Source organism: Paenibacillus piscarius, assembly GCF_022234545.1.
Taxonomy (GTDB): Bacteria; Bacillota; Bacilli; order Paenibacillales; family Paenibacillaceae; genus Paenibacillus_AQ; species Paenibacillus_AQ piscarius.
This window is the reverse complement of the sequence record NZ_JAIEUI010000033.1, coordinates 17,839-42,025: the sequence shown is the minus strand read 5'-3', so window position 1 is coordinate 42,025 and position 24,187 is coordinate 17,839. Positions and strand designations below refer to the sequence as shown.

Below are 24,187 nucleotides of genomic sequence, written 5' to 3'. Positions count from 1 at the left end.
TGCTCTTTATAGTAAGAAAGATTCAAGCTCGAAATAATTGCCCGACACCAGATCATTCAGAATATCAATGTAGGCAGACATGATCTCGCTCGGCTTGCGGTCCTTATGGGCGATCCACCCGACAGAGAACACCTCCGTGCTGTCAAAAGGAACCGTAACCAGCCCCGCATCATTCAGCTCAGAGGCCATAATCCCCGTCCCCACCGTGTACGAATCACTGCCCAGCAGAAGATGCGTCAGAGTAGCGCGGTCGGTCACCTTAATATTCTTCTCAATCTGCGTGAAGCTAAGCATCTCCTCGGAGAAATGCAGCGAGTTATTATCCCCCTGCTCAAATGTAATGTACGGATACCCCTGAATATCCTCCTGGGTGATCTGCTCCTTGCCTGCCAGCGCATGTCCAGCCCGCACATAAATATGAGGGTTCGTGTTGAAAAGCGGGGTGAACTTCAGGTTACCGTCACTAAACAGCTTGTTCATGATCTTATAATTGCTCTCATTAATATAGAGAATGCCGATGTCGCTGCGCAGGGTGCGCACATCCTCGATAATCTCATAGGTCTGCGTCTCTCTCAGACTGAAATTGTACTCCGCCACCTTGCTCTCCTTCATTAGCCTCAGGAAGGCATCTGTGACGAACGCATAGTGCTGAGTGGAGACGGAAAAGTAGATTGGGCTGCGCTTTTTACCGGTATAACGGTTCTCCATGAATTCCGTCTGTTCGATAATCTGGCGGGCATAGCCCAGGAACTCCACGCCTTCCGCAGAGATACTGATCCCCCTGTTATTGCGTTCAAAAATCGTAATCCCCAGCTCATTCTCCAGCTCCTTGATCGCATTCGAGAGGCTGGGCTGCGACACAAACAGCCGTTTGGCCGCTTCATTCATGGAACCGCTGTTCGCAATCTCGATTGCGTAGCGGAGCTGCTGCAAAGTCAAACCTTTCCCCCCTCTGATCAAGGAATCTGCCAACAGTTCAATAGAATAACAATGTACTTGTTATCCTAGCACACCTGCTACGTCTAATCTACTTTAGATTAACAAGTGTGAACGGTCTGCCTATATCTGCTATTTTGTACGCTTTTTGCCTGCGTCGATCTTGGCCGGGTCCAGCCCTTCCCAGATGTTCTTGATCTTCGCACTCTCCGGGTCCTCGAACACCAGGAATGCCGTAGGCAGATAACGCTCCCCATATTGCGACGACGGCTTATTTACAATCGTATTGTCCTTCACCAGCACGGTCGATGAACCCCCATCCAGATTGGCTGCGATGACCGCGCCGTACTTCAGCATAATCTGCTGCACATCGTACAGGTTCGCCCCGATGCTGTAGCCCGGCTGCCGCCCGTCGATTACTACGAATAATAGCGCACCATCTGCGCGTTGTCCCATCGCTGTTCTCGGCGCAATGCCCCAGCCTTCGGCGGCATTCTTGATCTGGCCTTTGCCGTTCACGATGATCCGCGGCTGAAACGTCACCGCCTCCTGTACGCCCATTTTGCTGAGCTGCTCCAGGGTGTAATTCCCGGCAATCATCTTGCCTTCCTTGTCGATGCCGACAATCTGCGTGGACTTCTTACCGCCCAGGCCGTTATAGAACAGCTTGCCTTGCGAAATAACCACGCCGATCGGCTTGAAGCCGTTGCCCTTCCAGTTCGGATCGGCGAAGCCGCCGCCGTTCACCCCGGCGATTGCTCCCGTCCGCGCGACCATACTGGACACTTTCTCGCCGGACCCGATTTTATTCGGCACACCCAGCCGCACCTTCTTGGGATCATTCACAATCATCACATAACCGCTGTACCCGCTGCCCGTCACCTCTTCAACCTGGACGAGCGGTTTATTTACAACTACAGTCTCCGGCTCCGGCTCGATCTCATGGGTATCTACCTCGTCGCCCATCTCCTCGAACCGCTTCGTATAATCGCTGACCCGGTGCTTCAGCTCATCTTCCCCGATGATATATTTGGCCCAATGCCGGTGCTGGGTCGTAATCAGCGTATCCGCGATCAGAAAGCGGGTGTTCTTGGCGGACGGCGCGAAATAGAGCCAGCCTCCGGCAGCGATCAGCAGTATGATGCAGAACATGAATACTCTGAACAGTGTGCGGAAGAACCCTCTTTTCTTGCGCTTCGGCTTCGGCGCCGGCTTCTTCTTCCTGCGGACAGTAGAACGTTGTGGTAAAGAGCTCACTTCTGAAATCCTCCCTAAACAAACTCATAATAGTTAGTTCTTGTCACTCACAACATCCATAATAGACGAATCTGCCCGTTTAAAAGTTTCAGTTTGTTTAATTCTGTGTCCATAAATTGTAAACTAGTTAATATAAGCAGGCAGACCATATCAAATGATAGGAGGACAGCGGCATGAAACAGCAATTCATCACAGCCTTGGAAGAGCACAATCTGGAAAGAGTCCGGCAAGTGCCCAAAGGCGATCTGCACAATCATATCACCAGGGGTGGGAACAAAAGATATATTACGGCCTGGTGTGGCACCGAGATACCGGAATGCCCAACTTTCGCGGATCTTGGGGAGATGAACCGGTGGAATGCCCGGCACATCAAGCCGTTACTGCCCGGCCGGACCGGATATGAGAAGCGGATTGAGGCCGCTTTTGTCCAGGCGAAGTCAGACGGGGTTCAATTGCTGCACATGAGTGTGACGATGGGAGAAGAAGAGTGGTTCGGCGGCTCTATAGCAGCACTGATTCAGACCATTCAGGCTGTCCACCGGCGGATTGCGCCGGAGATTCATTTTGTCCCGGAGCTTGCCTTCCTCACCCATACGCCAATCCAAGTAACCTGTGATAAGCTGGAACTATATCTGGAGCATAACTATTTCAAATCCTTAGATATCTTCGGCGATGAGTCTGCTGTTCCAGCGTTCAAGAAGGTGTTCCGTATGGCGAAGGCAAAAGGGCTGATTCTCAAGGCGCACGTTGGGGAGTTCGGCACATCCGGTCTGGTGAAGCAGGCGGTGGAGGAGTTGGAGCTTGATCAGGTGCAGCACGGAATCGCAGCCGCGAATTCTCCAGCTGTCATGAACTGGCTGGCGGATCATCGCATCCAATTGAACGTCTGCCCCACAAGCAATGTCCTCCTCTCCCGGGTGGCCAATTATTCGTCACATCCGATCCGCAAGCTCTACGATTATGGTGTGAAGGTCACGGTGAACAGCGATGATATGATTATTTTTGACCAGAGTGTGTCGGAGGAGTTCGTTAATCTGTACCGGGGCGGGTTGTTCAATGCGGTGGAGTTGAATACAATACGGGAGAATGCGCTGACAGACACCAACAGGAAATAGAGTTAGGTGCCCAACATACTAAGTTAGGAAAAGGAGCTGATTTATTCATGAAACGCGCTTTTGCGTGGCTGCTTCCGTTAATTATTATCCTTCTAGCCGCTGGCTGCTCTTCCGCCTCCAACGATGATAAACCTCCCGCGAATAAACATATTATTGCTTATGAGGACGTGATCCGGTCCCTGAAAAAGCTTAAATTGCAGCCCAAAGAACGCTCCGAAGACTTTAATCTTATCCTTAAAGAGGTTAAGCCGAAGACCCTTGAGCTGAACAACGGAAATATCATGGTGATTTCTGTGTACGATTCATCGGATTCTGCTGTTAAGGCACATAGAGAATACAATGAAAAATCGGCCTTGTTTGATTACGTGCTAGCCCCTAGAACCAATCCCGTCAAAAATCTGTTCGTGATTTACTTTGACAACCAATATTACGATTTCATGCAAAGTCTGTAACTGCGGCTCCCCATACCAAAACAGCGGCCGCCCGGACACCTAGCACCCGGACTGCCGCTGTAGCAAGAATAACATCTAGCGCTGCCTTGTTTTCACCAAATATAGAGTAAGCTCATCATCCACCCGCACCTGGCTTCCGGGGACAACGGGCTGGTTATCATACATGAGTCCCCGTCCATCCGGGACATAGCCGCGTTTGACGTACAGCCTTTGGGCCGTACCGTAGCTGTCATATAGTCCGAATCCGATGCCGGCCGAATCATACTTGGCGAACACTTCAGCCTCAAGCGCCTCCATTAACACACTGCCAATGCCGCATTTGCGCACAGGGGGAACTACATCGAGATTCTGAATCTCGGGAATATGGTTCTCCGCAAAATAAGGATAGTTGGACGTATACACGACATGCCCCCAGCCGGCAAACTCGCTCCCCTGCCAAGCGATGAGGGTAAGGCGCTGCTCCTCCTCATTCTCCTTCCAGCACTGTTCAATATACTCTATGGGTTTGCTGACATCATGCGGGGCGAGGCCCTCATGTATTCTTGCATCCTCGGAGCGCATCCGGCGGACCGTGATAGATAGCTTCATAATTTGTTACTCCCTTCTTCCCTTTTAAGCGGAACTTGAAATGTTACTGCTGTTCCTTCACCCGGCATGCTTGCGATATCAAGGCCTGTCCCAAAATGCCGTTTAAGGCGCTGGTCTGTATTGATTAATCCGACACCGGAACTACTGTCATGATTTCTCTTCAGTATTCGTTGCAATTGACCCTCACTCATTCCATCTCCATCATCTTCAACAGTAATTTCCGCATGCGTCTCCATAACTGCGATTCGTATCTGAATGCTGCCCCCGCGCTTACGCTTCATGATTCCATGTTTAATTGCATTCTCAACAAGAGGCTGAATGGAGAGAAACGGAACTCGAAGGCTTCCATAATCATCAATTCTCCAAATGACCTGCAGCCTATCTTCATACCGGACCTGTTCAATATACAAATAAGAACGCACTAAGCTTAACTCTTCTTCAACCGGGACAAGGCTGTCCATGTTGTGAAATTTAAATTTATTACGCAGATAATTAGTGAATTCATCAAGCAGGTCACGCATCTTCTCTAAATTAATATCACTTAATGCTGATATCGCATTCAAGGCATTGAACAAAAAATGAGGCTGAATTTGCGCTTGCAGCCATCCTGCCTCTAACCGCAGCTGCTCCCGGATCGATTGCTTAATTGTAATTAACGCCTTTATCCGCAATTTAAGCTCTACTGCCTCGACCGGCTTCGTCACATAATCATTGGCTCCGGCCCGGAAACCGCCTTGAATATCCTGCGGCTGGCTTCTTGCCGTAAGAAGCAGAACCGGCAGCTCTGTGAAGGTGTACCGCTCACGAATCCTTCGTGTCAGTTCATACCCGGACATCACCGGCATCATAATATCGGAGATAACCAGATCCCATTCTTTCGTGTCCAGTACAGCCAATGCTTGTTTGGCACTCGTGGTCATCGTTACATCATAGCCGTCTGGAGGCAGAATGGCTTCCAGTACTTGAAGGTTCACAGGATCATCATCAATAATTAATAATGCCGGACGATTGGAAGCCACGTGCTCCCTGTCTGGAGGAAGTTGTTCCTGAACGGTCACAGAATGCAATGGCAAGACTTCAGAGGCGTACGTCTTAAGACTTTCAACCTTCGGGTCAGCCAGCTTCAAAGAAAATATGAATTGTGAGCCTGCTCCTTGAACGGAGCTTACCTCTAATGTCCCCCCGTGTAGCTCAACCAGCTGTTTGCTTATATTCAACCCTAATCCAAAGCCGCCTTCAATCATAGTCTCATCAGTGTTGCCCTGCTCGTATGGAAGGAATGCACGTTTAAGCATAGCCTCATTCATTCCGATTCCGGTATCTGCAATAACGATATATGCCCGGCCTGCCTTTTGATGAGCAGAAATAGAAATGAATCCCTCATTTGTGTATTTCACAGCATTATGAATGATATTGAAGACGATTTGAATTATCCGGTTCTCGTCCGCATGTACAGGCGGGAAATCTTCCGGAATTAAATTTACAATACTTATAGATTTCACCTCCGCATTTAATCGCAGCATATCAATGACTCCCGTCACGATCGGCTGAATCGGTATGACCTGTAGGTGAATACGGGGATTTCCTTCCCGCAGGCTCATTACATCCATCAAATCATTTAAAATCAAGTTCAATTGGCGTCCTACAGAACAAATAGTTTCAAGTTCTTTAAGGCTTCTGTCCTGCATGACAGACTTTTCCCGCTTTTGGACCGATTGCGCCAGATTGAGAATGCTGTGAAGCGGATTTCTAAATTCATGTGATGTATTTGCCAGGAATTGATCTTTATGATCATTCATTCTTTGCAGGGCTGTTGCAAGCTCATTCGTGTTCTTGTACATATTAAAATAATTTCTGAACCATACGGAGGCCAAACACCCCATTGAAATAATCAGATCAAACGGATAATAGACAATGCTATATCCTCTCTCCCGCCAGAAAAGCACCCAAATGATATGATGAATTAATGCCAGGACAGAGAATAACAACAGCCAATTCTCTCTCAAATTCTTGACCACTGTTCTGCTGATTGCAATCATTGCAATGATTACTGCCGTTCCTGCCAGCAGGTTAATCACTGGAAAGATTGTGGTTAATTGATCCGTATTCAGTAATCCCGCAGCACCTGCGGTTCCCAGGATCAAGAGCCTGAATACAGGATATATCCTGTTCCAGAACGCGAGCTCACGATGATTGGTACATTCCAGAAAGGCATAGCACCCAATCAAAAAAGCTGCATTCGATATCCAAAAGTCCCAATAGCTACCTATATAAATAATTTGGTGGAAAAGCTTCTCATCACTGCTTAATGTGCTGCTCAGTGTAAAAGAGAATGTCAATAATGAGAAATACAGCAGTTTTTTCTGTTTGCTGCCCAGCAGGTATAATATAAACGCATAGGCAGAATGGATCAGAAAGATAACGGTTGTGAGAACTTGCATAGAGACCGAAAGCTTCATCTCTTGGGCAATGGCTTGTTCGGACCCGAACTTGATGGAACGGGCGATGCCGCCGCTACGGCTATCCACATAATTGGATACCTGGATAACAAGGTCGATAACACCCTCTTCATCCGCTGTAAAAGATGCAGTATAAGGAAGATTCCTCGCAGTAGAACCTTCTTTAGAATCTGCCACCTTCCCGGAATTGGCTACTAATCGGCCGTTTATGTATACTTCTGAAGCAGTGCGTACGCTTAGCAGACGGAGACTATAGGTCAGATGCTTGTCCGGATTGACATAGATCCGCAAGCGGTAAGAGCCGAATCCGTATGGTGCTGATATCACGGCACGCACTGGTTCATTCCATCCCCCCGGAACTTGAATCAAGGTTGGCTTACTCCCGTCCAAACGCTGCTTTTTACCATCCTGAAGCCACTTAGAGGGATAAAATTCCCATTCTCCGTCAAGCAAAATAATCTGCCCGTCCTCCGCATTCCAATTGCGCAAATGGAGTTCCCCGTTTTTTGAAGGAACATGTTGTATATCACTAAATATCCCCATCCATAATATACGCAAGCCTGATAGAGCACCTAATAATAATCCCAGCAAAATAAGAAATTTCTTCCACTGCATATGCTGTTTCAATAAATGATTATCCAAGAGTACCTCTCTCCTACCCAGGTTCTTTCTTCTTCAGTTATCGGTTTCTGGCACTTCATTGCTTAGAACGCAGAGCACTGCAAAGAATGCGCATAATTCTACAATTCAAATAAACCCGCAGAAGACTGTTTATACATCATTGCGCCCAAAGTGTAAGCTCTCTTACTCCCATGTGGGGCACGATGTAAAATACAGGCTGCTGCGGGTTGTTACTCCTGAACTTGCAGTTACTTATAGGGTTAATCTACCGGTGTCTGCCCACACCTCCGCCGCTGCTTGCGCTGCCGCCACCGCCGGAGTTGCCTCCGCCCCCGGACGAGGACGACGAGCTGGAGGAGTACCGTCCGGCTCCGCCGCCGGACGAATATCCGCCGCCACCGCTATTCCGGTCATCGTCATCGTCGTCGCGTGAAGAATAGCGCCCCGCTCCGCCGCCGCTGGTGGAACCGCCGCCGCCGGAGTTGGTGCCCCAGAAGCTGGATGACGAGCTGCTGCTCCCAGACGAATGATTGTGATAATGCGGCCGCTGGTACGTCCTTCTCTGCCGGTAGCCATACCCCGGCTGGCCTGTCCAGACGCCGTAACGCCGGATATTGCGCGGGTTGTACGGATTCAGCCGTATCCCGTAACGGGCCACATAACGGTTGCGCTTAGCTGCGCCGGCGCTGATCAGAACGATAAGGCCCAGGAAGATCCCCACGACCAGCATGCCCGTGGGTCTGGAGACCGGCTCCATCTTCACGACAGTCTTAGCAGGTGATGCCACAGCAGTAGAAGCGGAACCGGCAGGATTACTGCTGCCGCCAGCCGATCCCTGGAAGGCATCCGCTCTGGCCAGGAAAAACCCATAAAAGGCATTCGCCGTTCCAGTAGCGCCCCCGGCGTAGTCTTTGGCCGCGAATTTCGGCTCCAGCACCTCATCCAGAATCTCGCTGATTCGCTCATTGGTAAGTACCTGGTCCACCGACTTGCCCTGAAGCACATGATAGTTGTCTCCGCCGATGTCCAGCACCAGCATCACATCCCGTGGTCCGGCGGCTATCCCGGCGAACTTCGTATAGGTATAATCCTGCAGGCTTTGTTTGCCGGTATTCTTAACCGTCACTACATAGATTCCGCTGCCGGTGGTTGCCGCGTAGCGGTTACTTGACTGGTTCAGATAGTCCCGGGTAACCGGCTTGAACACTCCGGCATTATCGGAGACATAATTCTTCGTCCCTACCGTTTCCGAATAGCTGCCGCCGAGCTTCTGGATGAAGGCACCATAGGTCTTGTTCGCACCGGCGCTATACTTCTTCGCCGCGAAATCCGGCTCCAGCGAGGCCGAGAGAATCCCGGAGATGACACTATTGCTCAGCTCCTTCTCCACCCCTTTGCCTGGTACTGCCCAGTAATCATCATCCTTGATGGAGAGCAGCAGCAGGACTCCGTTATTCTTATCCGCCGAGCCGACGCCCCAGGAATTGAACAGCGAGGTTGCATACTTTTCCATGGACACGCCGTTCGTCGACTCTACAGTGACCAACACCACCTGAGCTCCAGTCTTCTGATAGAGCTTCACACCGTAATTGACCATGTAGTTCTTGGTTTTGGCATCAATAACATTCGCGAAGTCATTCACATAGAACGCTTCCGAATGGGCAGGCACAGCAGCAGCAGCCTTACCCGGAAGAAGCGGCAGCAGCAGAACCAGCAGCATGGCGGCCAGCACAGTTTGTATTCTTTTACGATTCATTCATACCCCTCCGGCTCTCTTAACTCTTCTTTTACTATATCGGTTACGCACAGGATGGCCTTAACGTTCCATCTCTCTTATGTGTATGTCCGAATCTAGCAATTATTCAAAAGAGTTGCCAGAGCTTACTCGTTATTGAACCGGTCCGGATGAGACCCAAACCGCTCATCGCGGTTCAGCGCATTAATCTGGCTGATCTCGTCCGCCGACAGCTCGAAGTCAAAAATATCCGCATTGGCAATAATCCGCTCTTCCTTGATCGACTTCGGAATCGTCACAATGCCGTTCTGGATATCCCAGCGCAGGATGATCTGGGCCAGCGTCTTGTTGTGGCGGGCGGCAATAGCTGCGATCACCTCATTGTCCAGCAGACGGCCTTGGGCCAGCGGTGCCCAGGCTTCAATCTGTATACCCTGCGCCTTGCAGTATTCACGAAGCTCCAGCTGGCTGAGCAGCGGATGCAGCTCCACCTGGTTCACCATCGGCTTCACGTTGGCCACTGTCAGCAGATCCTCCAGATGATCAATCTGGAAGTTGGACACCCCGATCGCCCGGACTCTGCCGTCTGCATACAGCTTTTCCAGGGCGCGCCACGTATCCTTGTATTTGGCCCGGATCGGCCAGTGCACCAGATACAGGTCCGCATAATCCAGTCCCAGTCTGCTCAAGCTCTGGTCGAACGCTGCCAGCGTAGAATCGTACCCCTGCTCGTTATTCCACACCTTGGTGGTGATGAACAACTCCTCGCGTGCTACCCCGGATTCACGGATCGCCTGCCCGACGCCTTCTTCATTGCCGTAGACCGAGGCGGTGTCGATACTTCTGTAGCCTGCCTTGATAGCGGCCTTCACCGAATCAATGACCTCCTGACCCTCCTGAACCTTGAATACGCCTAGCCCAAACCATGGCATCTCTACACCGTTTGCTAATTTGGTTGTTGACTTCAGATTCATCATTGTCACATTCCCACCTGTCTGTAGATTTGGTATTGCTGCCCTAGAATAACGTAGCAGGGGCCAGCTTGCGGCCGCCCTTGATCAGGGTTGAACCAAGCGCATCGCCCTTCTCCCCGCCAAAATACAGCTGCCAGTACACACCGAAACGGACGCTCACATCATTCTTCACCAGCTCCGGCGGCGTCACGATCAGCCACTGGAACTTCAGCGCCCTCGAAATCTCGAAGACCGGATCAAGCACGTTGTTGGAGACCATCTCGCCGAACGGATTGTCATACAGGAACACCGTCCAGCCTTTGTTCTCCCGGTTCACCCGCTTGTGGGTCATAATCATCATCGCGACGAGCAGCTGAACAGATTGGCGCTGTCCGCCGCTGCCGACCGCCTCATCCACTGCCCCGCGGTTGATAACCTCCCAGTCGGAATAATGATAATCCTCAGGTGCGGCATACAGGAAGTAATTCTCCGTCACCGGCTTATAGACCTGCAATACCGGGAAACGGTTCTGCAGCGCGGCGTAGACCATTCGTCCGTCATTGATCAGCTCCCGGACGGCGGAAGCAGGAACCTGCTCCATCTTCGGATACTTCTCCAGCAGGCTGCTGATGCAGCGGTTGAAGTAATCGCTGACCAGCGGCTCGATATCTTCGGTTGTTCTTGGCACATTAATATTCTTGTAGTTCAGCCGGACCAGCGGGAAGGCGTGTCCATTCTCATTATGAATGATCATCCGGCGTTCCATCCGCTTGAGAATATCGACAATCTGCACTACCCGCTTCGCGGCCCGGCCCACCCAGAGCTTGCGGGACAGCTCCATATCCTCCTTGTCGCTGCGGATGCTCTCCATCTGGTCGCGGGAGCTCTGAAGCATCGCGTCCAGCACCTGGAGTGCGATGGTGAAATCTTCCCAGTGCACGTTGTTCAGGCGCTCCAGAATCTTGGTCGCAAGCTCCGCATTCCAGCCGGACTTGGCAATTCTGCCGCTGAGTGCGGTCCGCTCTTCCTTCACCTGGCGCAGAATGTCCTCGCGCCGGCTGCGGGCGGCCTTGCTGCGCAGCAGCCAGTCCTCGACCAGCGGCTCGCAGCTCTCCCTTACACGGAGCTGCAATTCCTCCGGCACCTCGCGGAGCTGAACGCGGTGCTCAACATGGGTGTCCATAATCCGGCGCTGGTTACCCAGCACCTGCAGCCACCCGTCCATCACATGCAGTGACTGCTTGCAGACATTCAGCAGATGCTCGTTCTCGCGCAGCCGCTGACTGATCTCTTCTCCCTTTGGTTCCAGCGGCTCATGCCAGAGCTCGACCGCCCGTTCATGCTTCTCCTTGACCGCCTTCTCAGACTTGCTTAGCTCCTTGCGCAGGTTATCCAGCTCCGTCTGGCAGCGGATGAAGGAATCGCGGAGCTGCTGGAGATCCTCATCCAGCATGGCTGTGTCGCTCTTCTGCCGCACTCTGGCCAACTGGATCGTCTCCGGTGATTCCTGCGGCTCAGGAGCGGAGGCCCATGCTGCATCGACCTCCTGCACAGCCGCTTCCAGCTCGGCCAGCTGTTCTCCCGCCGCTTTGATCTGGGCGGTTCTGGTACGGATCTCCAGCTCGTTCCGGCTAAGAGACTGCTGGAGACTCTCAACGGTGCTGAGCAGCTGCAGCAGCTTGTCCTGTGCCGTTACATCCGTTACTGCTTCCTCTGACAGCACATCCTGCCCATCTGCTGTTCCATCCGGGAAACGGATCTCCGGGAACCAGTTCTGCAGGCGCGGGAACAAGGAATACCGGGCATCCCCGATCCATTTCTCCCGCTGTGCAGCCAGGCTGTCCACCTCCGCCTTCAGCCGGGCAAGCTGCTGATCCTTAGCCTCGATCTCCTTGCCCAGCGCAGCCTTCTGCTCCACCGCCTGCAGCTTCTCCTGGTAATCCTGCTCTTGCTTCCGGGTCCGCTCCGCCCATTCCCGCAGCGCGGCCGCCCGGCTCTCCTGCTCCGCCTTATCCGCTTCGCAGACGGCCAGATCTCTGGAAATTCCCGCCAGGACCTCCTCATAGCGTGCCTGTTCGGCATTCATTTCATTCAGCTGGCCGCGTAGCTCCTGAAGCAGGGTCATGGCCGTCTGCTGTCTGGCCCGCAGACTGACCGTATGCTCGCCCTGAAGCAGGCGATCCACTTCCTGGCGGGCGGATCTCAGCTTGGTCAGATAGGCTTCCTCTGCCTGAAGCTCTTCCTCCTGCTCCCGCAGTCTGGAGGCCATTCCCCGCTTCCATTCCTGGAAGCGTTCCGGTTGCAGCACCATCTGCGGTCCCTGATGGGCCAGCAGCAGGAAGCCCTCCGCTCCAGCCTCTGCCATCTCCTCACGCACGAAGATCGGAACCGGCGCTTTGAGCAGCAGCTCCTGAAGCAGCTCCGGCTGCAGCTTCGCCGCCTCTCGCTTCGTGACAATCAGCCCATAGGGAAGCAGCGGATGACGCTCCAGCTCCTCCTCGCGCACCAGATATGACTGGTCGTTCAGATACATGCTCCCGGTCATCGAGCTGATCTTCATCGCTTCCAGGGCATCCTTCACGATCATGATGTCATGATTCGGCAGCCAATAGGCTTCCTGCTGCAGCTCCACATCCAGCTGCTGCTGGTAATAATCCCGCCGCAGCCGCTTCGTCTGCTGCTCCGCCTCATCAATCCGGCGGATGAACCGCTCCTGGATCAGCGGCTGTGCTTCATGCAGTGCAGCCGTCCCCAGCTGCTGGTGTTCTTCATACAGCTCCAGCAGAACGACCAGCTGCGACCAGAGCTGCGATTCCTTATTCATCTGCGCTTCCATCCGTGCGGCCAGCTCCTCCGCCTGGGCTTCAGCGCCAAGCAGCTTCTCAGCTGCCCGGGTATGCGCCGTATGCAGAAGCAGCTTCTGTTCTTCAGCAGATGCACGCTGTGCTTGAAGCGCAGCGATATTCTCCGCGAGGCTGCGTGCTGTGAGCAGCGTACGCTGAAGCGCTGCCGCCGGCGAATGGGCCGCCTCCTGGCCGTGGCGGGCGGCGAAGGCCCCCAGCTCTTCCGTGTATTGACGGATCGCTGTGGTGAACTCTTGAAGCTTGCCCTCCAGCCTGCCTTGCTCGACCAGGAATTCCTCCCGGGCCTTGCGCAGTACCTTCTCCTCCGCAGCCTGGGCCTGCTGCTGTCCGCTGAAGAACAGGTGCTGATTCTGCCATAACCGGCTGACCTGCTCCCACTGCTTCCGCAGCTCCAGCTTCGCACCCTGAATAACCTCCTGGCGCTCTTTCATCTCCAGCGACCCTTCGATGGCCTCAATCTCCTTCTGCCATTGTTCGATCTGGCGGAGATGAAGCCGGCGTCTGGCCAGATAATGGGCCACTTCAAGCTCGATCTCTCTAGCCTTCGACGCGTCCAGCCGCTGCTTGGCCCGGGACTGATGCTCCGAGACCACCTTGAACTCCTCCTGCTTGCGGTCATGCTCCTCCTTCAGCCGCAGATAGCTCAGATTGTCGCTCTCGAACCGGAGCTGCTTCGCTTCCTGAAGATATCCGGCCAGTTCATCCCCGGTCTTGCGGCGCTGGTCCTCTGCGCTCTTCAGCTCCGCATGGATCACTGTTGAGAGCTGCGCCCCGAGCAATTCCGTCTCGCGGAAGCTACGGTCGGCCTCAGTGCCCTGCTTCACCGCTTCATAGAGCGGGGCAGCCAGCGCAGTGAATTCAGCGAACGCCCGCTCCCGCTGCTCCAGCATCGGCAGCCGCTGCGCCACTGTAGCCGTATCCACGAACATGCGCTGGAGGGAGCCTTCATCCTCGCGCATCGTGCCGTAGAGACTGGAGCCGATCTCAGGAATAATTAACCGCTCGAACAGATGGTGATTGGTGAAGGCATCATTTTTCTGGAAATAGCCTTTGATACCGCCTTCTTCCCCGTTGATTCTGCGCATATTGCGCCATTCATCGATATGAATATCATGATCGGCCAGGAAGCCATAATACTTCTTCAGATCTGAGCTGTGGCTGCCGTAGACGTTGATGTCGCCACGCCGTTCGCGGACGAACTGCTGGATCGCCTCGAAGCTCGCCGGGTTGCCCGTTCCGTGATCATACAGCGGCAGTGTACTCAGGGTAAGGTCAGCCATCTCCCCGTATTTCAGCAGCGCATACAGCAAATAATCCACCTTGATCTCCAGCTGGTCAACCGATTGCTGGGCCGTCATTGCAATTCCGGTAGTGATATATTCCGTGCGCTCAGGATCATCCAGCCGCCATTCAATGGCTACGTGGAAGGTGTACGGCTTCAGCTGCTTCTTGTGATTATGAAAAAAAGCCTCCACCTGGTTCTCGTTATCCTTGCCCCACGCGGTTCTCGGCATCAGCAGCTGGAAGATCGATTGCAGCAGCACGCCCTTCCCCCCGCCGTTCATCAGCGTGATCAGGGTATTGGCCGGACCCTCTTCATTGCACAGATCAAGGATCATATCCTCGTAGCGCTTCAGCATCTTCTCATACTTCAATCCGGTGATGCGGATTCGTTCAATGCGCGGCATGGGCTTCCCCCTCCTGTCCGCTGAGTGTGCGGCCGACCAGCGCCTTCAGCTCTTTGTAGCGGTCCACGTCATGGTAGAGATAACGCATCCGTTCGTATAGCTCTTCCCGTGGGAAAATCCGCTTCTCATTCTCGGAAATAAACACCAGATGCTCCTCCTCCAGCAGTTTCATGCCTTCATGGATCAGCCCGATGCGCGAGCCGGCCCCGCGGGTCAGCGTGTCGCCTTCCTCCTGGCTCCGGGTCTGCATATAGAGGCTGGTCCAGATCCGGTGCATCGCCTGGATATCCAGCCGCCACTGCTTGCTGAAGCTGCCGTCTTCATCCATGCCGATCCAGACCTGGAACAGCGCCGATACCTGATCAGACAACTGTATGTATGACATACTGTCCTGGCCGGGCTTGAAATGCTGCTCATCCTGATCCATCTCGGCCAGGAATACCAGAATAATTACATTAATGATATGCAGATGCGTCTTCCGCTCAATCCGCGAATATTTGTTACGCAGCTGAGTGAAATTGCTGGCGAACCCGGAGCCGATCGGACTCACCAGCAGGTGCAGGCGATGCCCGGAATTCATCACCCGGCAGCCCGCTTCTTTGGCTACATACTGCAAGGCATCGTAAGCCGCCGTGTCCTGCAGACATTCGGCAGCGGCCGGGTCATCCAGCGGAATCACCTTCCGGCGCAGCAGGTCGAAGAACAGCCGCGAAGCCATCTGCACTTGCTCTAGCGAATAACTCATATCAGGGCTCCTCTCAGTTCTCTTCTATAGTAATGGTATAAGGGCTGATCTCAAGTCCCGGGAAGCGTGCATTGCCATGCTGCCCTGGCCTGATTGTTGTGCGCAGCCTCCGGCCGCGCAGCACCTCAAGCTCAGGATGGTCTGCCATTAACCGCTGAAGCAGCTTCTGGCATTCGTCCGTACCGCTCTGTGCTGCCGCCTCCTGTTCTTGCACAGTAATGGCGGTGTGGAAGAATTGCACCCACAAGTCCACAGCATGGGGCGACTCTGCCCACCTCCGCTGTTCATCCTCCGTGAAGGCTTCGGCTGTGAAGGTGAAGCAGCCGTGCGCAGCCACTCCCGCCATAACCGGCAGCCACAGTTCACATACATCGGTCCATGGAATGCCCCGGGGAACATACGTGTAGTCCTCTTCTTCCCCGGCTTCATCCAGAACATCCGGCATATCCTCCGCCAGGAAGCCGACATCCTGCTCCTCCCAGGCCCAGGCCAGCGGATAGATGAAGTCCTGGGACGGCGAGAACAGTCCGCTGATCAATGTCTCCAGGCTATCTCCGTCCTCCAGCCCCTCTTGCTTCACCCACTCCTCCCAGACGTGGGTGCGGAAGTTGAAGCCCGCTGCCCCCCAGAACAATTCCGGGAAGTTCAGCCGCAGATTCGTCTCGGCCTCGAAGATGCTCAGCACCACCTCCGCCAGTTCATCATGAACTCTGCGGGACAGCTCTACCCGCTCGGAGAGCTGGCGCAGCTCGTTGAAGTCGATCACATCCTTCTCATCATTGGCCAGCCGGGCCAGCGAACGGTGAATATTATCGAAGTGCTTGCGCTCCTCATCGAACTGATGATGAATTTCCTCCAGCCGCCCATGCCGCTGCGTGCCGTATTCACTGAAGATATGCTTCGGATTACGGCGCAGCGCGTTGCGGTATTCCTGCTGCTGCTGAATCATTTTGCGCACACGGGAGATCAGCTCGTTCACATCCTGCATCGCCCGGGTGACCCGTCCATGCTTGATATGCATCTGAATCTCCAGCAGCTTGATGCTGATCTGGAACTCATCGATGATCTCATGGCTCATGAAGATCAGCTCCATCGCATATTCAGAGAGCCTGTAGATCGTGGTCCCGTTCTCTTCCCAGCTGATGCGTGTGGCATCCTCGTCCACGGTAAAATATTTGTATTTCTGCACCCCGATCTCACGGGTAAGATCATCATAATAATTCGCCTCAAAATCCCCGCCGCTGCCGCTCCACAGCAGCCCGTCCACCAGCCGTTCCACCGACTCCGGGCTGCCCAGCCCCGCGATTCCGAAGCGTTCAAGCGAATTCCAGGCCAGATCAACCAGATCCTCCCTGGACCTCTGTTCACTTGATTCAAGCTCCAGATAGTAGACCTGCAGCAGCACGCTGAGCGCAATCATCTCTTTATAGGGCTGAAGCTCACCGAGATTCATCCCCGCGCCGAGACTCCATAGGGGATTCAACCGCTTATTCCGTTCACCAAAATCATTCCAGTTCATCCGTTCGCCAACCTCGCCATCACTTCGTAATTTCCCCATAACAATACAGAAACCCACCTCCACCCCGAAGGGTGAAGTATGGGCAGCTCATCCCCACAGGAGGGGAATATATGTTTCTATCCTCATGTCTTTTTATTATATCAATCTTTCACAGCTAGGGCTATTTGTATTTCTCATTCAGCAAAAATTGCAGCCTGGTCTTCACCGCAGGCCATTCCTCATCAATGATACTGTACACGACATTGTCCAGCACTGTACCGCCGGGTGTTATCCGGTGCTTGCGGAGCACCCCTTCCCGGACTGCGCCAATCCGTTCAACCGCCCGCTGTGAGCGCAGATTGTTACTGACAATGGTGAATTCCACCCGGATCAGACCCAGCACCTCAAAGCCATATTCCAGCAAAAGCAGCTTCGCTTCCGTATTCACCGCCGTTCTCCAGAATTCCGGAGCGATCCAGGTACAGCCGATCTCGGCACCCCGGTGTGTCAGGTCCAGATGCATCATCCGCGTGGTTCCTACGATCCGGCCGGACGCCTGCTCTATCATCACATAGGGGATATCCTTGCCTGCTGCCTGATTTGCCAGGGCCGTATCCACCAGCTGTCCGGCCTGTTCTGCGGAGCCGATTTTTCTCCAGGTATACTCCCAGATCTGCGGATCATTCAGCACCTGAGTTAGCTCCGGCTTATGCTGTGCTGTCAGTGGCTCAAGCCGGATCACGTTGCCCGTAAGCTGTCCTGTGTCTATAGCTGTCAACTGAGTTCCCCCTAGTATATCTGCTCGTTTTCAATCTATTATATCTCCCTATTATATATGAAGCGATTTATTTCCACCCGTCGATCTGCTCCTGCATCCGCCGGATAAGCTCTTCCACACTCACCGATTGCAGTGCATCCTCTGCACGGCTTCGAACTGAGACTGTTCCGCCGTTCTGCTCCTGATCTCCGAGGACCAGCATATAAGGGATTTTCTCCAGCTGTGCTTCACGGATTCTGTAGCCCAGCTTCTCATTCCGCGAATCCACCTCTACCCGCAGTCCGGCTAAGGCAAGCTGGCGTCTGATCTCTTCGGCATAACCATCATGAACAGTTGAGACAGGCAGCACTTTAACCTGCACAGGCGCGAGCCAGAGCGGGAATGCTCCGCTATAATGCTCTGTAAGGATGCCCATGAACCGGTCAATGGAGCCGAATACAGCACGGTGAATCACGACCGGACGGTGCTTGTTGTTATCTTCCCCGATATAAGTCAGGTCGAACTTCTCCGGCATCTGGAAATCCAGTTGGATTGTACCGCATTGCCAGCTCCGCTTCAGAGCGTCAAGGATATGGAAGTCAATCTTGGGTCCATAAAAAGCGCCATCGCCCTCATTCACACGAAACTCAATGCCATTGTTCTTCAGCACCCGCTCCAGCGATTGCTCCGCCTGATCCCACAGCTCCTCGGAGCCCATATAATCGTCCGGGCGAGTGGACAGCTCTACCTTGTAGTCGAAGCCGAAGATGGAATAGAACTGGTCAATCAGCTCCAGCACCCGCGAGATCTCCGACTCAATCTGCTCCGGCAGCACGAACAGGTGGGCATCATCCTGGCAGAATGTGCGGACCCGCATCATCCCGTTCAGCGCACCGGAGAACTCATGGCGGTGAACCTGGCCGTATTCGGCAATCCGGATCGGCAGATCCCGGTAGGAGCGGAGGCTGTTTTTGTAGATCAGCATGTGCCCCGGACAGTTCATCGGCTTGAGCGCAAAATCTGTGTCGTCCACCTTAGTGAAATACATCTCATCCTTGTAATGATCCCAATGCCCGGATTGCTCCCACAGCCGCCGGTTCATCATCAGCGGGGAGCGGACCTCCTCATAGCCATCGGCACGCTGCAATTTGCGGGAGAAGTCCTCCAGCGCTGTGCGGATCATCATGCCTTTGGGCAGGTAGAACGGCATGCCCGGCGCTTCCTCGGAGAACATGAACAGTCCAAGCTCCTTGCCCAGCTTGCGGTGATCCCGCTTTTTTGCTTCCTCCAGCATGAGCAGATGCTCCTCCAGCGCCGCCTTGCTCAGGAACGCTGTGCCGTAGATACGCTGAAGCACTTGATTATCCGAATTGCCGCGCCAGTAGGCTCCGGCTACGCTCAGCAGCTTGAAGGCTTTGATCCGTCCAGTCGAAGCCAGATGCGGCCCCCGGCACAGGTCAGTGAATTCAGCCTGCTCGTACAGGCTGATCACCTCATTCTCCGGCAGCTCCCGGATGAGCTCCAGCTTAAGCGGCTCTTCCAGCTGCCCGAATAGCTCCAGCGCTTCCTCCCGGCTGACCTCCCGGCGCTGAATCGGCAGATTCTCCTTGATGATCTTCTCCATCTCCTGCTCAATGGCAGCAAGGTCCTCGGAGGACAGCGGCTGTGCTATATCGATATCGTAATAGAAGCCGTCCTCGATGACCGGGCCGATGCCCAGCTTGACGTTCCGGTCTCCGTAGATCCGTTTGACGGCTTGCGCCATCAGATGGGCTGTGCTGTGCCGGTGAATCATCAGACCGTCACTGCTGTCCTCCAGGACGATTTCAACGAGGCTGTCCCGTTCCAGCGGGCAATCGAGATCAACGAGCCTGCCGTCGATTTTGCCGGCTATGGCTTTCTTCTTCAGACTGACACTAATTGATTCCGCAACCTGCGCAATCGTGGTGTTACGCGAATACCTCCTAATTGCTCCATCCGGCAGCTGCACTTGAATCTCCATGATTATGGCCTCCATTTCTTCAATTTAGGTTAGTGTTACATGTATAGGGACGCAAAAAAACGCATCTCATCCCGGAAAGGGACGAGTGCGTTTGAGCTCGTGGTTCCACCCTAATTCGACTATACCTTCACTAAATGTCCCGGCTGTTCGGGACACATGTGACAAGTACAATCCTCATGGCATCCGTTAACGGGGATGGGACGGTGGCATTTACAGCCTCACTAACAGCAGGAGGGTTCAGTGTCACAGCTATAGAGGGGTAACATCCGGCTGGTCTCTGTAAGAAGCTCGCACCTTGCACTTCTCTCTCTGGTCAGTCCTGACGGGATATCCTGTCTCTGGTCATTGCCTTAGTTATGATGTTGGTTACATAATACCTGCGCCTTTCGCCAAATGTCAATACCGCAGCAAAAAATTAGACAGCAGGCTGTTGATAGCCGCTCATAGGGTAAGCGCTTAATCCTTTATCAGTTCAGCTGATTCTGCCGTAAGCGCAGGATGATATCCCCCACTTCTTCCACCGTATGCGCAATAGAGTCTGCTCCGGCAGCCGATAGCTCCTCCTCCGAGCCATAGCCGAACAGGACTCCGATGGAGGCTACGCCGCAGGCTTTTGCCCCGATGATGTCATGCTCCCGGTCTCCGATCATCAGCGCTTGCGAAGCCGGTACATTACACTCGTCCAGCACATGCTGAATCACCTCGCGCTTCTTCGAGCGTGTGCCGTCCAGGTTGCTGCCCGCCGCATACTTGAAGAAGCCGTCCAGCTCATAATGGCGAAGGATCTGCTCGGCGAATACGATTGGCTTGGAGGTCGCCACATACAGTGTAAACCCCTCGCTCCTCAGGTTCTCCAACAGTGCCGGAATTCCCGGAATGACCTGATTCTCGAACATGCCCAGTGTCCGGAACCGCTCCCGGTAGTACTCAACAGCTTGCGCCGCAGCCTCCGGGGTGAAGCCCTGAATCTCAATGAATGAATCGAAAAGCGGCGGGCCTATGTACGGAGTCAGCAGGTCAGGATGCTCCACCTCAATATTGAATTGGTTAAGCGCATACTCTACGCTTTTGGTAATGCCTTCCTTGGGGTCAGTTAATGTGCCGTCCAGATCAAATAGGATATGTTGCAGGTTGTCACTCATCTCTTACGGATGCTCCCTTCCTGTGCAATTGCTATTCATCATACCCTGGTTTCTGTTTATTTTCCATAGGCTTGTCTTTTAACATTCTTGAATAGAATAGATCTGGGAATGAGGTGAATCTAATGGCTACAAGAGTAAATGTACAAGGCTTTGTCTACTGCAATCATCCGACTCTGCAAATTCTGGTCCTGAAGCGCACCCCGCAGCGTGGAGGCTATTGGCAGCCGGTATGCGGAGGCGTGGAGAACGGCGAGGCGCATACCGAAGCTGTCCTGAGGGAGATTGCTGAGGAGACGGGAATTACCTTGATTAAGTTGCTAACAGATCTGAATTATACTTTTAGCTACAGAGAGACCAAGAATGGTGTGCTGATGGATATGCAGGATTATTGTTATGCCGCTGAAATTGAACATCCAGTGGATATAAAATTGTCCGGTGAACACGAAGCTTACCAATGGCTTTCCTATGCTGAAGCACAAGAATGTCTGACATGGGAGCATAACCTGATTGCACTTGAACGGTTAATGCAGCTTCTGCGGGATTAAATTTTTTATTGTTTAGGAAACTATAGTTTCCTGCTGCTATGGAAAAGGTGTGTGTAGATTTGAGGATAACAGTTCTTGGAATGATTTGTAGAGTGACTTTGATGTTAAATGTGGCTGAAGTTAGGCTTAGCCCCTATAGAATAGGATGGTAAAACGGCATACGGTCCAAACGTATGTGAAAAACAACATACATTGTGTTCGCAAGCAGGCACACGGCCTGAATGTATGTGAAAAACAGCATACATTGTACTCGCAAGCAAACATAGGGACCAAACAACATACATTGTGTTTGCTCCAAGGATATCTTATTCACCCGTTAGGGTGATTTTGTTCTTCCCATTCTATTCCTAACAATGCTATAATCCTAACAATTCGAGGACTAGGAGGAATAGGATGATACTGCTGAATCCCGCCAAAATACTCGTAGGTGACTACCGCTACGCCCCACGGAACAATGATGGACCTCAAGTGATTTTATATGACAAAGCTTGCAGAGTATACCGCCTGGACACGGACCTGATGCCTCAAGAAGCGGGGCGGATTTATAACGGACAATCTATTGAATTGGATACGCTCTCATTCCATCCCGGACTGGAGCGGGCTGCCTTCATTATGGAGGATGGTACACTCGGAGCAGGAGACTTTACAGGCAAGCTGCTGTGGAGTAAGCCGGGGGCGTACATTTGTACTCTTTTCTCGCGTGATGGGGGTCTAATCTGGTCAGTAGCCAAGCTGGGCGGGGATCGGATGCAAATTTCGGTGTTTCATAGCGGAGACGGGACGTTGGCTCATACCTTAGACATGGAAGATCCCTTCGGTGACAGTGTTCTTCGGCTGATGGACATTCCCGGGTCGGATGCCGTTACGCTGGAGTTCGCGGCCGGTCAGAACGGTATCTCCGTGTACGAATTATCCATTCAGCAGGACGGGTTGTGCAGCCGTGAGATGTTCCCGCAGGGATGTTATATTTCACCGGCGTGGCAGCCTGACGGCAGACAACTGTTCACTTTAGAGAACGATATGCAGGTGTACGCCAGCTTCACCTATCCAGCCTTGGAACTGCTTCAGGAGCAGGGTCCGCGGGGCGGGGAGTACGAAGATGAATATGAGGAAGAGGATCACTATCCGGGATATGGAATGCTCTATCTGCTGAACGGTCAGGCCATCACGCAAAATACGAACGAGCGCTTCTTCCTGTTTGACCCGGCGAAGATGGAGCGAATTGATGAGTGGGCTTTTGCCGGATATGAACCGGTGCCTGCGAGTGTCGTCTTTCCTTCTCTAGATGATGATCCCTCCCAGTATTCACAGCTTCAATCATGCGCAAGAGCCGGCAGCCTGCTAATGTTCAGAACCGGCTCTCTGCACGATATCCCTCATTTGCTGATGATTGAGGAAGCTGCGTTTGTGGGCGCTATTCTCTCTGTGCTTACCAGGCCACGCGGATAATCAGGCCCTTAGGATCACCAACCTCCAGATAGGCTGCCTGGCCGTTGACATCGTCATACGGGAAGCCGTAGGCCAGTCCGCTGATGCTGTGGTCATGCCAGAATTTCGCGTAGAAGTTCGCTGGTGCCGCTTTGTAGTAATCCGCAACATTGTTCCAGTTACTTAAGGTGTACACATGGCGGTTGATCGCAGCCGAAGTGGCAGCATCGATTAGCGAACCGTCATTGCGCAGAATATCCTGGGTGCTGTAGCTGGAATAGCCTGCGAAGTAATTCGCATTAGCACCGCCGGCCTTGAACGATCCATGGACAGGAGCGATAATCCGGTAAGGCGCCTGATCGGTCGCCAGGGATTTGAACGCTGCAGGAACTTCATTCTGGTATTTGGTGAACAGGCCGGCACGGGTCTCCGATTCCAGCTCGCCTACCGTCTTGTCATACCCGCCGCTCAAGCCCACCAGCCGGTGCTGGATCGGGAATCCGAAGGCGTCAACACGGGTGGTATTGCCATGGTAGCCTGTAGCATCCACTGTGAATTCAACGAAGTCGAAGTAGAGATTACGGTTAGGATCAGTCGGATTATCGATATCCGGTCCGGCAAAACCGTCGTCATAGGTCTTGATGTACAGAGGCGAGCCTACACTGAGGAACATGCGGCCGGAGATAATTTTGGGCAGTGTTACCCAGGAAGCCTGGTTAATGGTGTGATAGATGTTGGCATAATTCACGCCGTTCTTGGTCAAATGGCCGGAAGCATTGTTAAGCGCATTCGAGATTGGAATGAGATTGCCGTTCAGGTCCAGATAACTCCATTTGCCGTTGGCCGGATTGATGCCGAGCACGCCCCAGTAGATCTGGCTGTCCGGATAAGCACCTCCCGTTCCGTTCATCACCTTGACGGAGACAGCGCCTGCGGGCGGCGCAGGGATTGATGAGGCAGCGATAGAATAAATGGAGCCTGTAGAACCGGAAGGCGGAGTTGTTGGCCCGGTTGTCGGTGCAGTTCCTGCCGTGTAATTGAACCAGCCGGTGTCATACGCCGGAGTACCGTTGTTGTAAGTGAAGAAGTAAGAGAGGGCTGTGCCGCTGGCCACCCCTGTAACCACTTGCTCATAACGCGATTTACTGTTGTTATACGTCATCCGGTAGTTAAGCTGGGTTCCCGAATTGACCTTGTAATGGACATCAGTCCAGCTGGTGTTGACTGAGGATTTGAACCAGATGGTCGCTGAGGTACCTGACAGGTCTACCCCTTGGGTATAGTCGGCCGCTGCCGCTCTGGAATCGAACATAGGCAGGCAGGAGAGCAGAAGCACGAACGCGAGCATGGTCATTAGCCATTTTTTGGACATTCTAACATTCCTCCTGAATCATATTGGCAT

The 24,187-nt window shown here is 53.1% G+C and carries 17 protein-coding genes; 4 read left to right on the top strand and 13 right to left on the bottom strand.

Translation table 11 applies throughout. The features are described 5' to 3' along the window. Positions 1-6: 6 nt before the first annotated feature. Positions 7-939, bottom strand: a complete 933-nt coding sequence (locus tag K1558_RS30990) for a LysR family transcriptional regulator (RefSeq protein ID WP_238655821.1) — start codon at positions 937-939, stop codon at positions 7-9. 129 nt (positions 940-1,068) lie between these two features. After that, positions 1,069-2,088: a phosphodiester glycosidase family protein gene (locus tag K1558_RS30985; RefSeq protein ID WP_274529196.1), complete on the bottom strand. Its 1,020-nt coding sequence runs from the start codon at positions 2,086-2,088 to the stop codon at positions 1,069-1,071. Positions 2,089-2,366: 278 nt separating this feature from the next. Between K1558_RS30985 and K1558_RS30980 the strand changes: the two genes are divergently transcribed. Beyond that, positions 2,367-3,308 carry an amidohydrolase family protein gene (locus tag K1558_RS30980; RefSeq protein WP_238655820.1) on the top strand — a complete coding sequence of 314 codons (942 nt, stop codon included), beginning with the start codon at positions 2,367-2,369 and terminating at the stop codon, positions 3,306-3,308. 47 nt (positions 3,309-3,355) lie between these two features. Further along, entirely contained in the window at positions 3,356-3,760 is a 405-nt protein-coding gene (locus K1558_RS30975) for a hypothetical protein (protein ID WP_238655819.1), read from the top strand. Between the two features lie 75 nt (positions 3,761-3,835). Here K1558_RS30975 and K1558_RS30970 read toward each other — a convergent pair whose 3' ends face one another. From K1558_RS30970 to K1558_RS30925, 10 genes are all read right to left on the bottom strand, one after another. Further along, entirely contained in the window at positions 3,836-4,348 is a 513-nt protein-coding gene (locus K1558_RS30970; RefSeq protein WP_238655818.1) for a GNAT family N-acetyltransferase, read from the bottom strand. Beyond that, positions 4,345-7,422, bottom strand: coding sequence for an ATP-binding response regulator (locus K1558_RS30965; protein WP_238655835.1), 3,078 nt, complete (start codon positions 7,420-7,422; stop codon positions 4,345-4,347). Before K1558_RS30965 ends, K1558_RS30970 begins: the two co-directional genes overlap by 4 nt. A 271-nt stretch (positions 7,423-7,693) precedes the next feature. Further along, positions 7,694-9,184: a TPM domain-containing protein gene (locus tag K1558_RS30960; RefSeq protein ID WP_238655817.1), complete on the bottom strand. Its 1,491-nt coding sequence runs from the start codon at positions 9,182-9,184 to the stop codon at positions 7,694-7,696. A 125-nt stretch (positions 9,185-9,309) separates the two neighbouring features. Beyond that, complete coding sequence (locus K1558_RS30955; protein ID WP_238655816.1) at positions 9,310-10,140, bottom strand: aldo/keto reductase; 831 nt, start codon at positions 10,138-10,140, stop codon at positions 9,310-9,312. A 40-nt stretch (positions 10,141-10,180) separates the two neighbouring features. Further along, positions 10,181-14,668 carry a hypothetical protein gene (locus tag K1558_RS30950; protein WP_238655815.1) on the bottom strand — a complete coding sequence of 1,496 codons (4,488 nt, stop codon included), beginning with the start codon at positions 14,666-14,668 and terminating at the stop codon, positions 10,181-10,183. After that, the gene (locus tag K1558_RS30945) at positions 14,655-15,413 is read right to left on the bottom strand and encodes a DUF6063 family protein (RefSeq protein ID WP_238655814.1); all 759 of its coding nucleotides are present in this window, start codon (positions 15,411-15,413) and stop codon (positions 14,655-14,657) included. The genes K1558_RS30950 and K1558_RS30945 overlap by 14 nt, the downstream gene beginning before the upstream one ends. Before the next feature lie 13 nt (positions 15,414-15,426). After that, positions 15,427-16,971, bottom strand: a complete 1,545-nt coding sequence (locus K1558_RS30940; protein ID WP_238655813.1) for a hypothetical protein — start codon at positions 16,969-16,971, stop codon at positions 15,427-15,429. 121 nt (positions 16,972-17,092) lie between these two features. Beyond that, positions 17,093-17,689, bottom strand: coding sequence for a GNAT family N-acetyltransferase (locus K1558_RS30935; RefSeq protein WP_238655812.1), 597 nt, complete (start codon positions 17,687-17,689; stop codon positions 17,093-17,095). 67 nt (positions 17,690-17,756) lie between these two features. Further along, positions 17,757-19,670: a threonine--tRNA ligase gene (thrS, locus tag K1558_RS30930; RefSeq protein WP_238655811.1), complete on the bottom strand. Its 1,914-nt coding sequence runs from the start codon at positions 19,668-19,670 to the stop codon at positions 17,757-17,759. A 467-nt stretch (positions 19,671-20,137) separates the two neighbouring features. Beyond that, a complete protein-coding gene (locus tag K1558_RS30925) occupies positions 20,138-20,812 on the bottom strand; it encodes an HAD family hydrolase (protein WP_238655810.1) in 675 nt (224 codons plus the stop codon). 122 nt (positions 20,813-20,934) lie between these two features. On the opposite strand from K1558_RS30925, the gene K1558_RS30920 reads away from it, so the two are divergent. Together K1558_RS30920 and K1558_RS30915 are read left to right on the top strand one after the other, a co-directional pair. Further along, positions 20,935-21,357: an NUDIX hydrolase gene (locus K1558_RS30920; protein WP_238655809.1), complete on the top strand. Its 423-nt coding sequence runs from the start codon at positions 20,935-20,937 to the stop codon at positions 21,355-21,357. Between the two features lie 393 nt (positions 21,358-21,750). After that, entirely contained in the window at positions 21,751-22,806 is a 1,056-nt protein-coding gene (locus tag K1558_RS30915; protein ID WP_238655808.1) for a hypothetical protein, read from the top strand. On the opposite strand, the gene K1558_RS30910 is transcribed toward K1558_RS30915, so the two are convergent. Further along, complete coding sequence (locus tag K1558_RS30910; RefSeq protein WP_238655807.1) at positions 22,787-24,157, bottom strand: glycoside hydrolase family 64 protein; 1,371 nt, start codon at positions 24,155-24,157, stop codon at positions 22,787-22,789. The genes K1558_RS30915 and K1558_RS30910 overlap by 20 nt on opposite strands. Positions 24,158-24,187: the final 30 nt, after the last annotated feature.

Excerpts from the sequence above, each read along its gene's own strand:
- K1558_RS30950 (WP_238655815.1), bottom strand. The coding sequence starts at position 14,668 with ATGCCGCGCATTGAACGAATCCGCATCACCGGATTGAAGTATGAGAAG.
- K1558_RS30980 (WP_238655820.1), top strand. The coding sequence starts at position 2,367 with ATGAAACAGCAATTCATCACAGCCTTGGAAGAGCACAATCTGGAAAGA.
- K1558_RS30965 (WP_238655835.1), bottom strand. The coding sequence starts at position 7,422 with ATGCAGTGGAAGAAATTTCTTATTTTGCTGGGATTATTATTAGGTGCT.
- K1558_RS30960 (WP_238655817.1), bottom strand. The coding sequence starts at position 9,184 with ATGAATCGTAAAAGAATACAAACTGTGCTGGCCGCCATGCTGCTGGTT.
- K1558_RS30985 (WP_274529196.1), bottom strand. The coding sequence starts at position 2,088 with ATGTTCTGCATCATACTGCTGATCGCTGCCGGAGGCTGGCTCTATTTC.
- K1558_RS30920 (WP_238655809.1), top strand. The coding sequence starts at position 20,935 with ATGGCTACAAGAGTAAATGTACAAGGCTTTGTCTACTGCAATCATCCG.
- K1558_RS30925 (WP_238655810.1), bottom strand. The coding sequence starts at position 20,812 with ATGAGTGACAACCTGCAACATATCCTATTTGATCTGGACGGCACATTA.
- K1558_RS30975 (WP_238655819.1), top strand. The coding sequence starts at position 3,356 with ATGAAACGCGCTTTTGCGTGGCTGCTTCCGTTAATTATTATCCTTCTA.
- K1558_RS30915 (WP_238655808.1), top strand. The coding sequence starts at position 21,751 with ATGATACTGCTGAATCCCGCCAAAATACTCGTAGGTGACTACCGCTAC.
- K1558_RS30940 (WP_238655813.1), bottom strand. The coding sequence starts at position 16,971 with ATGGGGAAATTACGAAGTGATGGCGAGGTTGGCGAACGGATGAACTGG.
- K1558_RS30945 (WP_238655814.1), bottom strand. The coding sequence starts at position 15,413 with ATGAGTTATTCGCTAGAGCAAGTGCAGATGGCTTCGCGGCTGTTCTTC.
- K1558_RS30970 (WP_238655818.1), bottom strand. The coding sequence starts at position 4,348 with ATGAAGCTATCTATCACGGTCCGCCGGATGCGCTCCGAGGATGCAAGA.
- K1558_RS30910 (WP_238655807.1), bottom strand. The coding sequence starts at position 24,157 with ATGTCCAAAAAATGGCTAATGACCATGCTCGCGTTCGTGCTTCTGCTC.
- thrS (WP_238655811.1), bottom strand. The coding sequence starts at position 19,670 with ATGGAGATTCAAGTGCAGCTGCCGGATGGAGCAATTAGGAGGTATTCG.
- K1558_RS30955 (WP_238655816.1), bottom strand. The coding sequence starts at position 10,140 with ATGATGAATCTGAAGTCAACAACCAAATTAGCAAACGGTGTAGAGATG.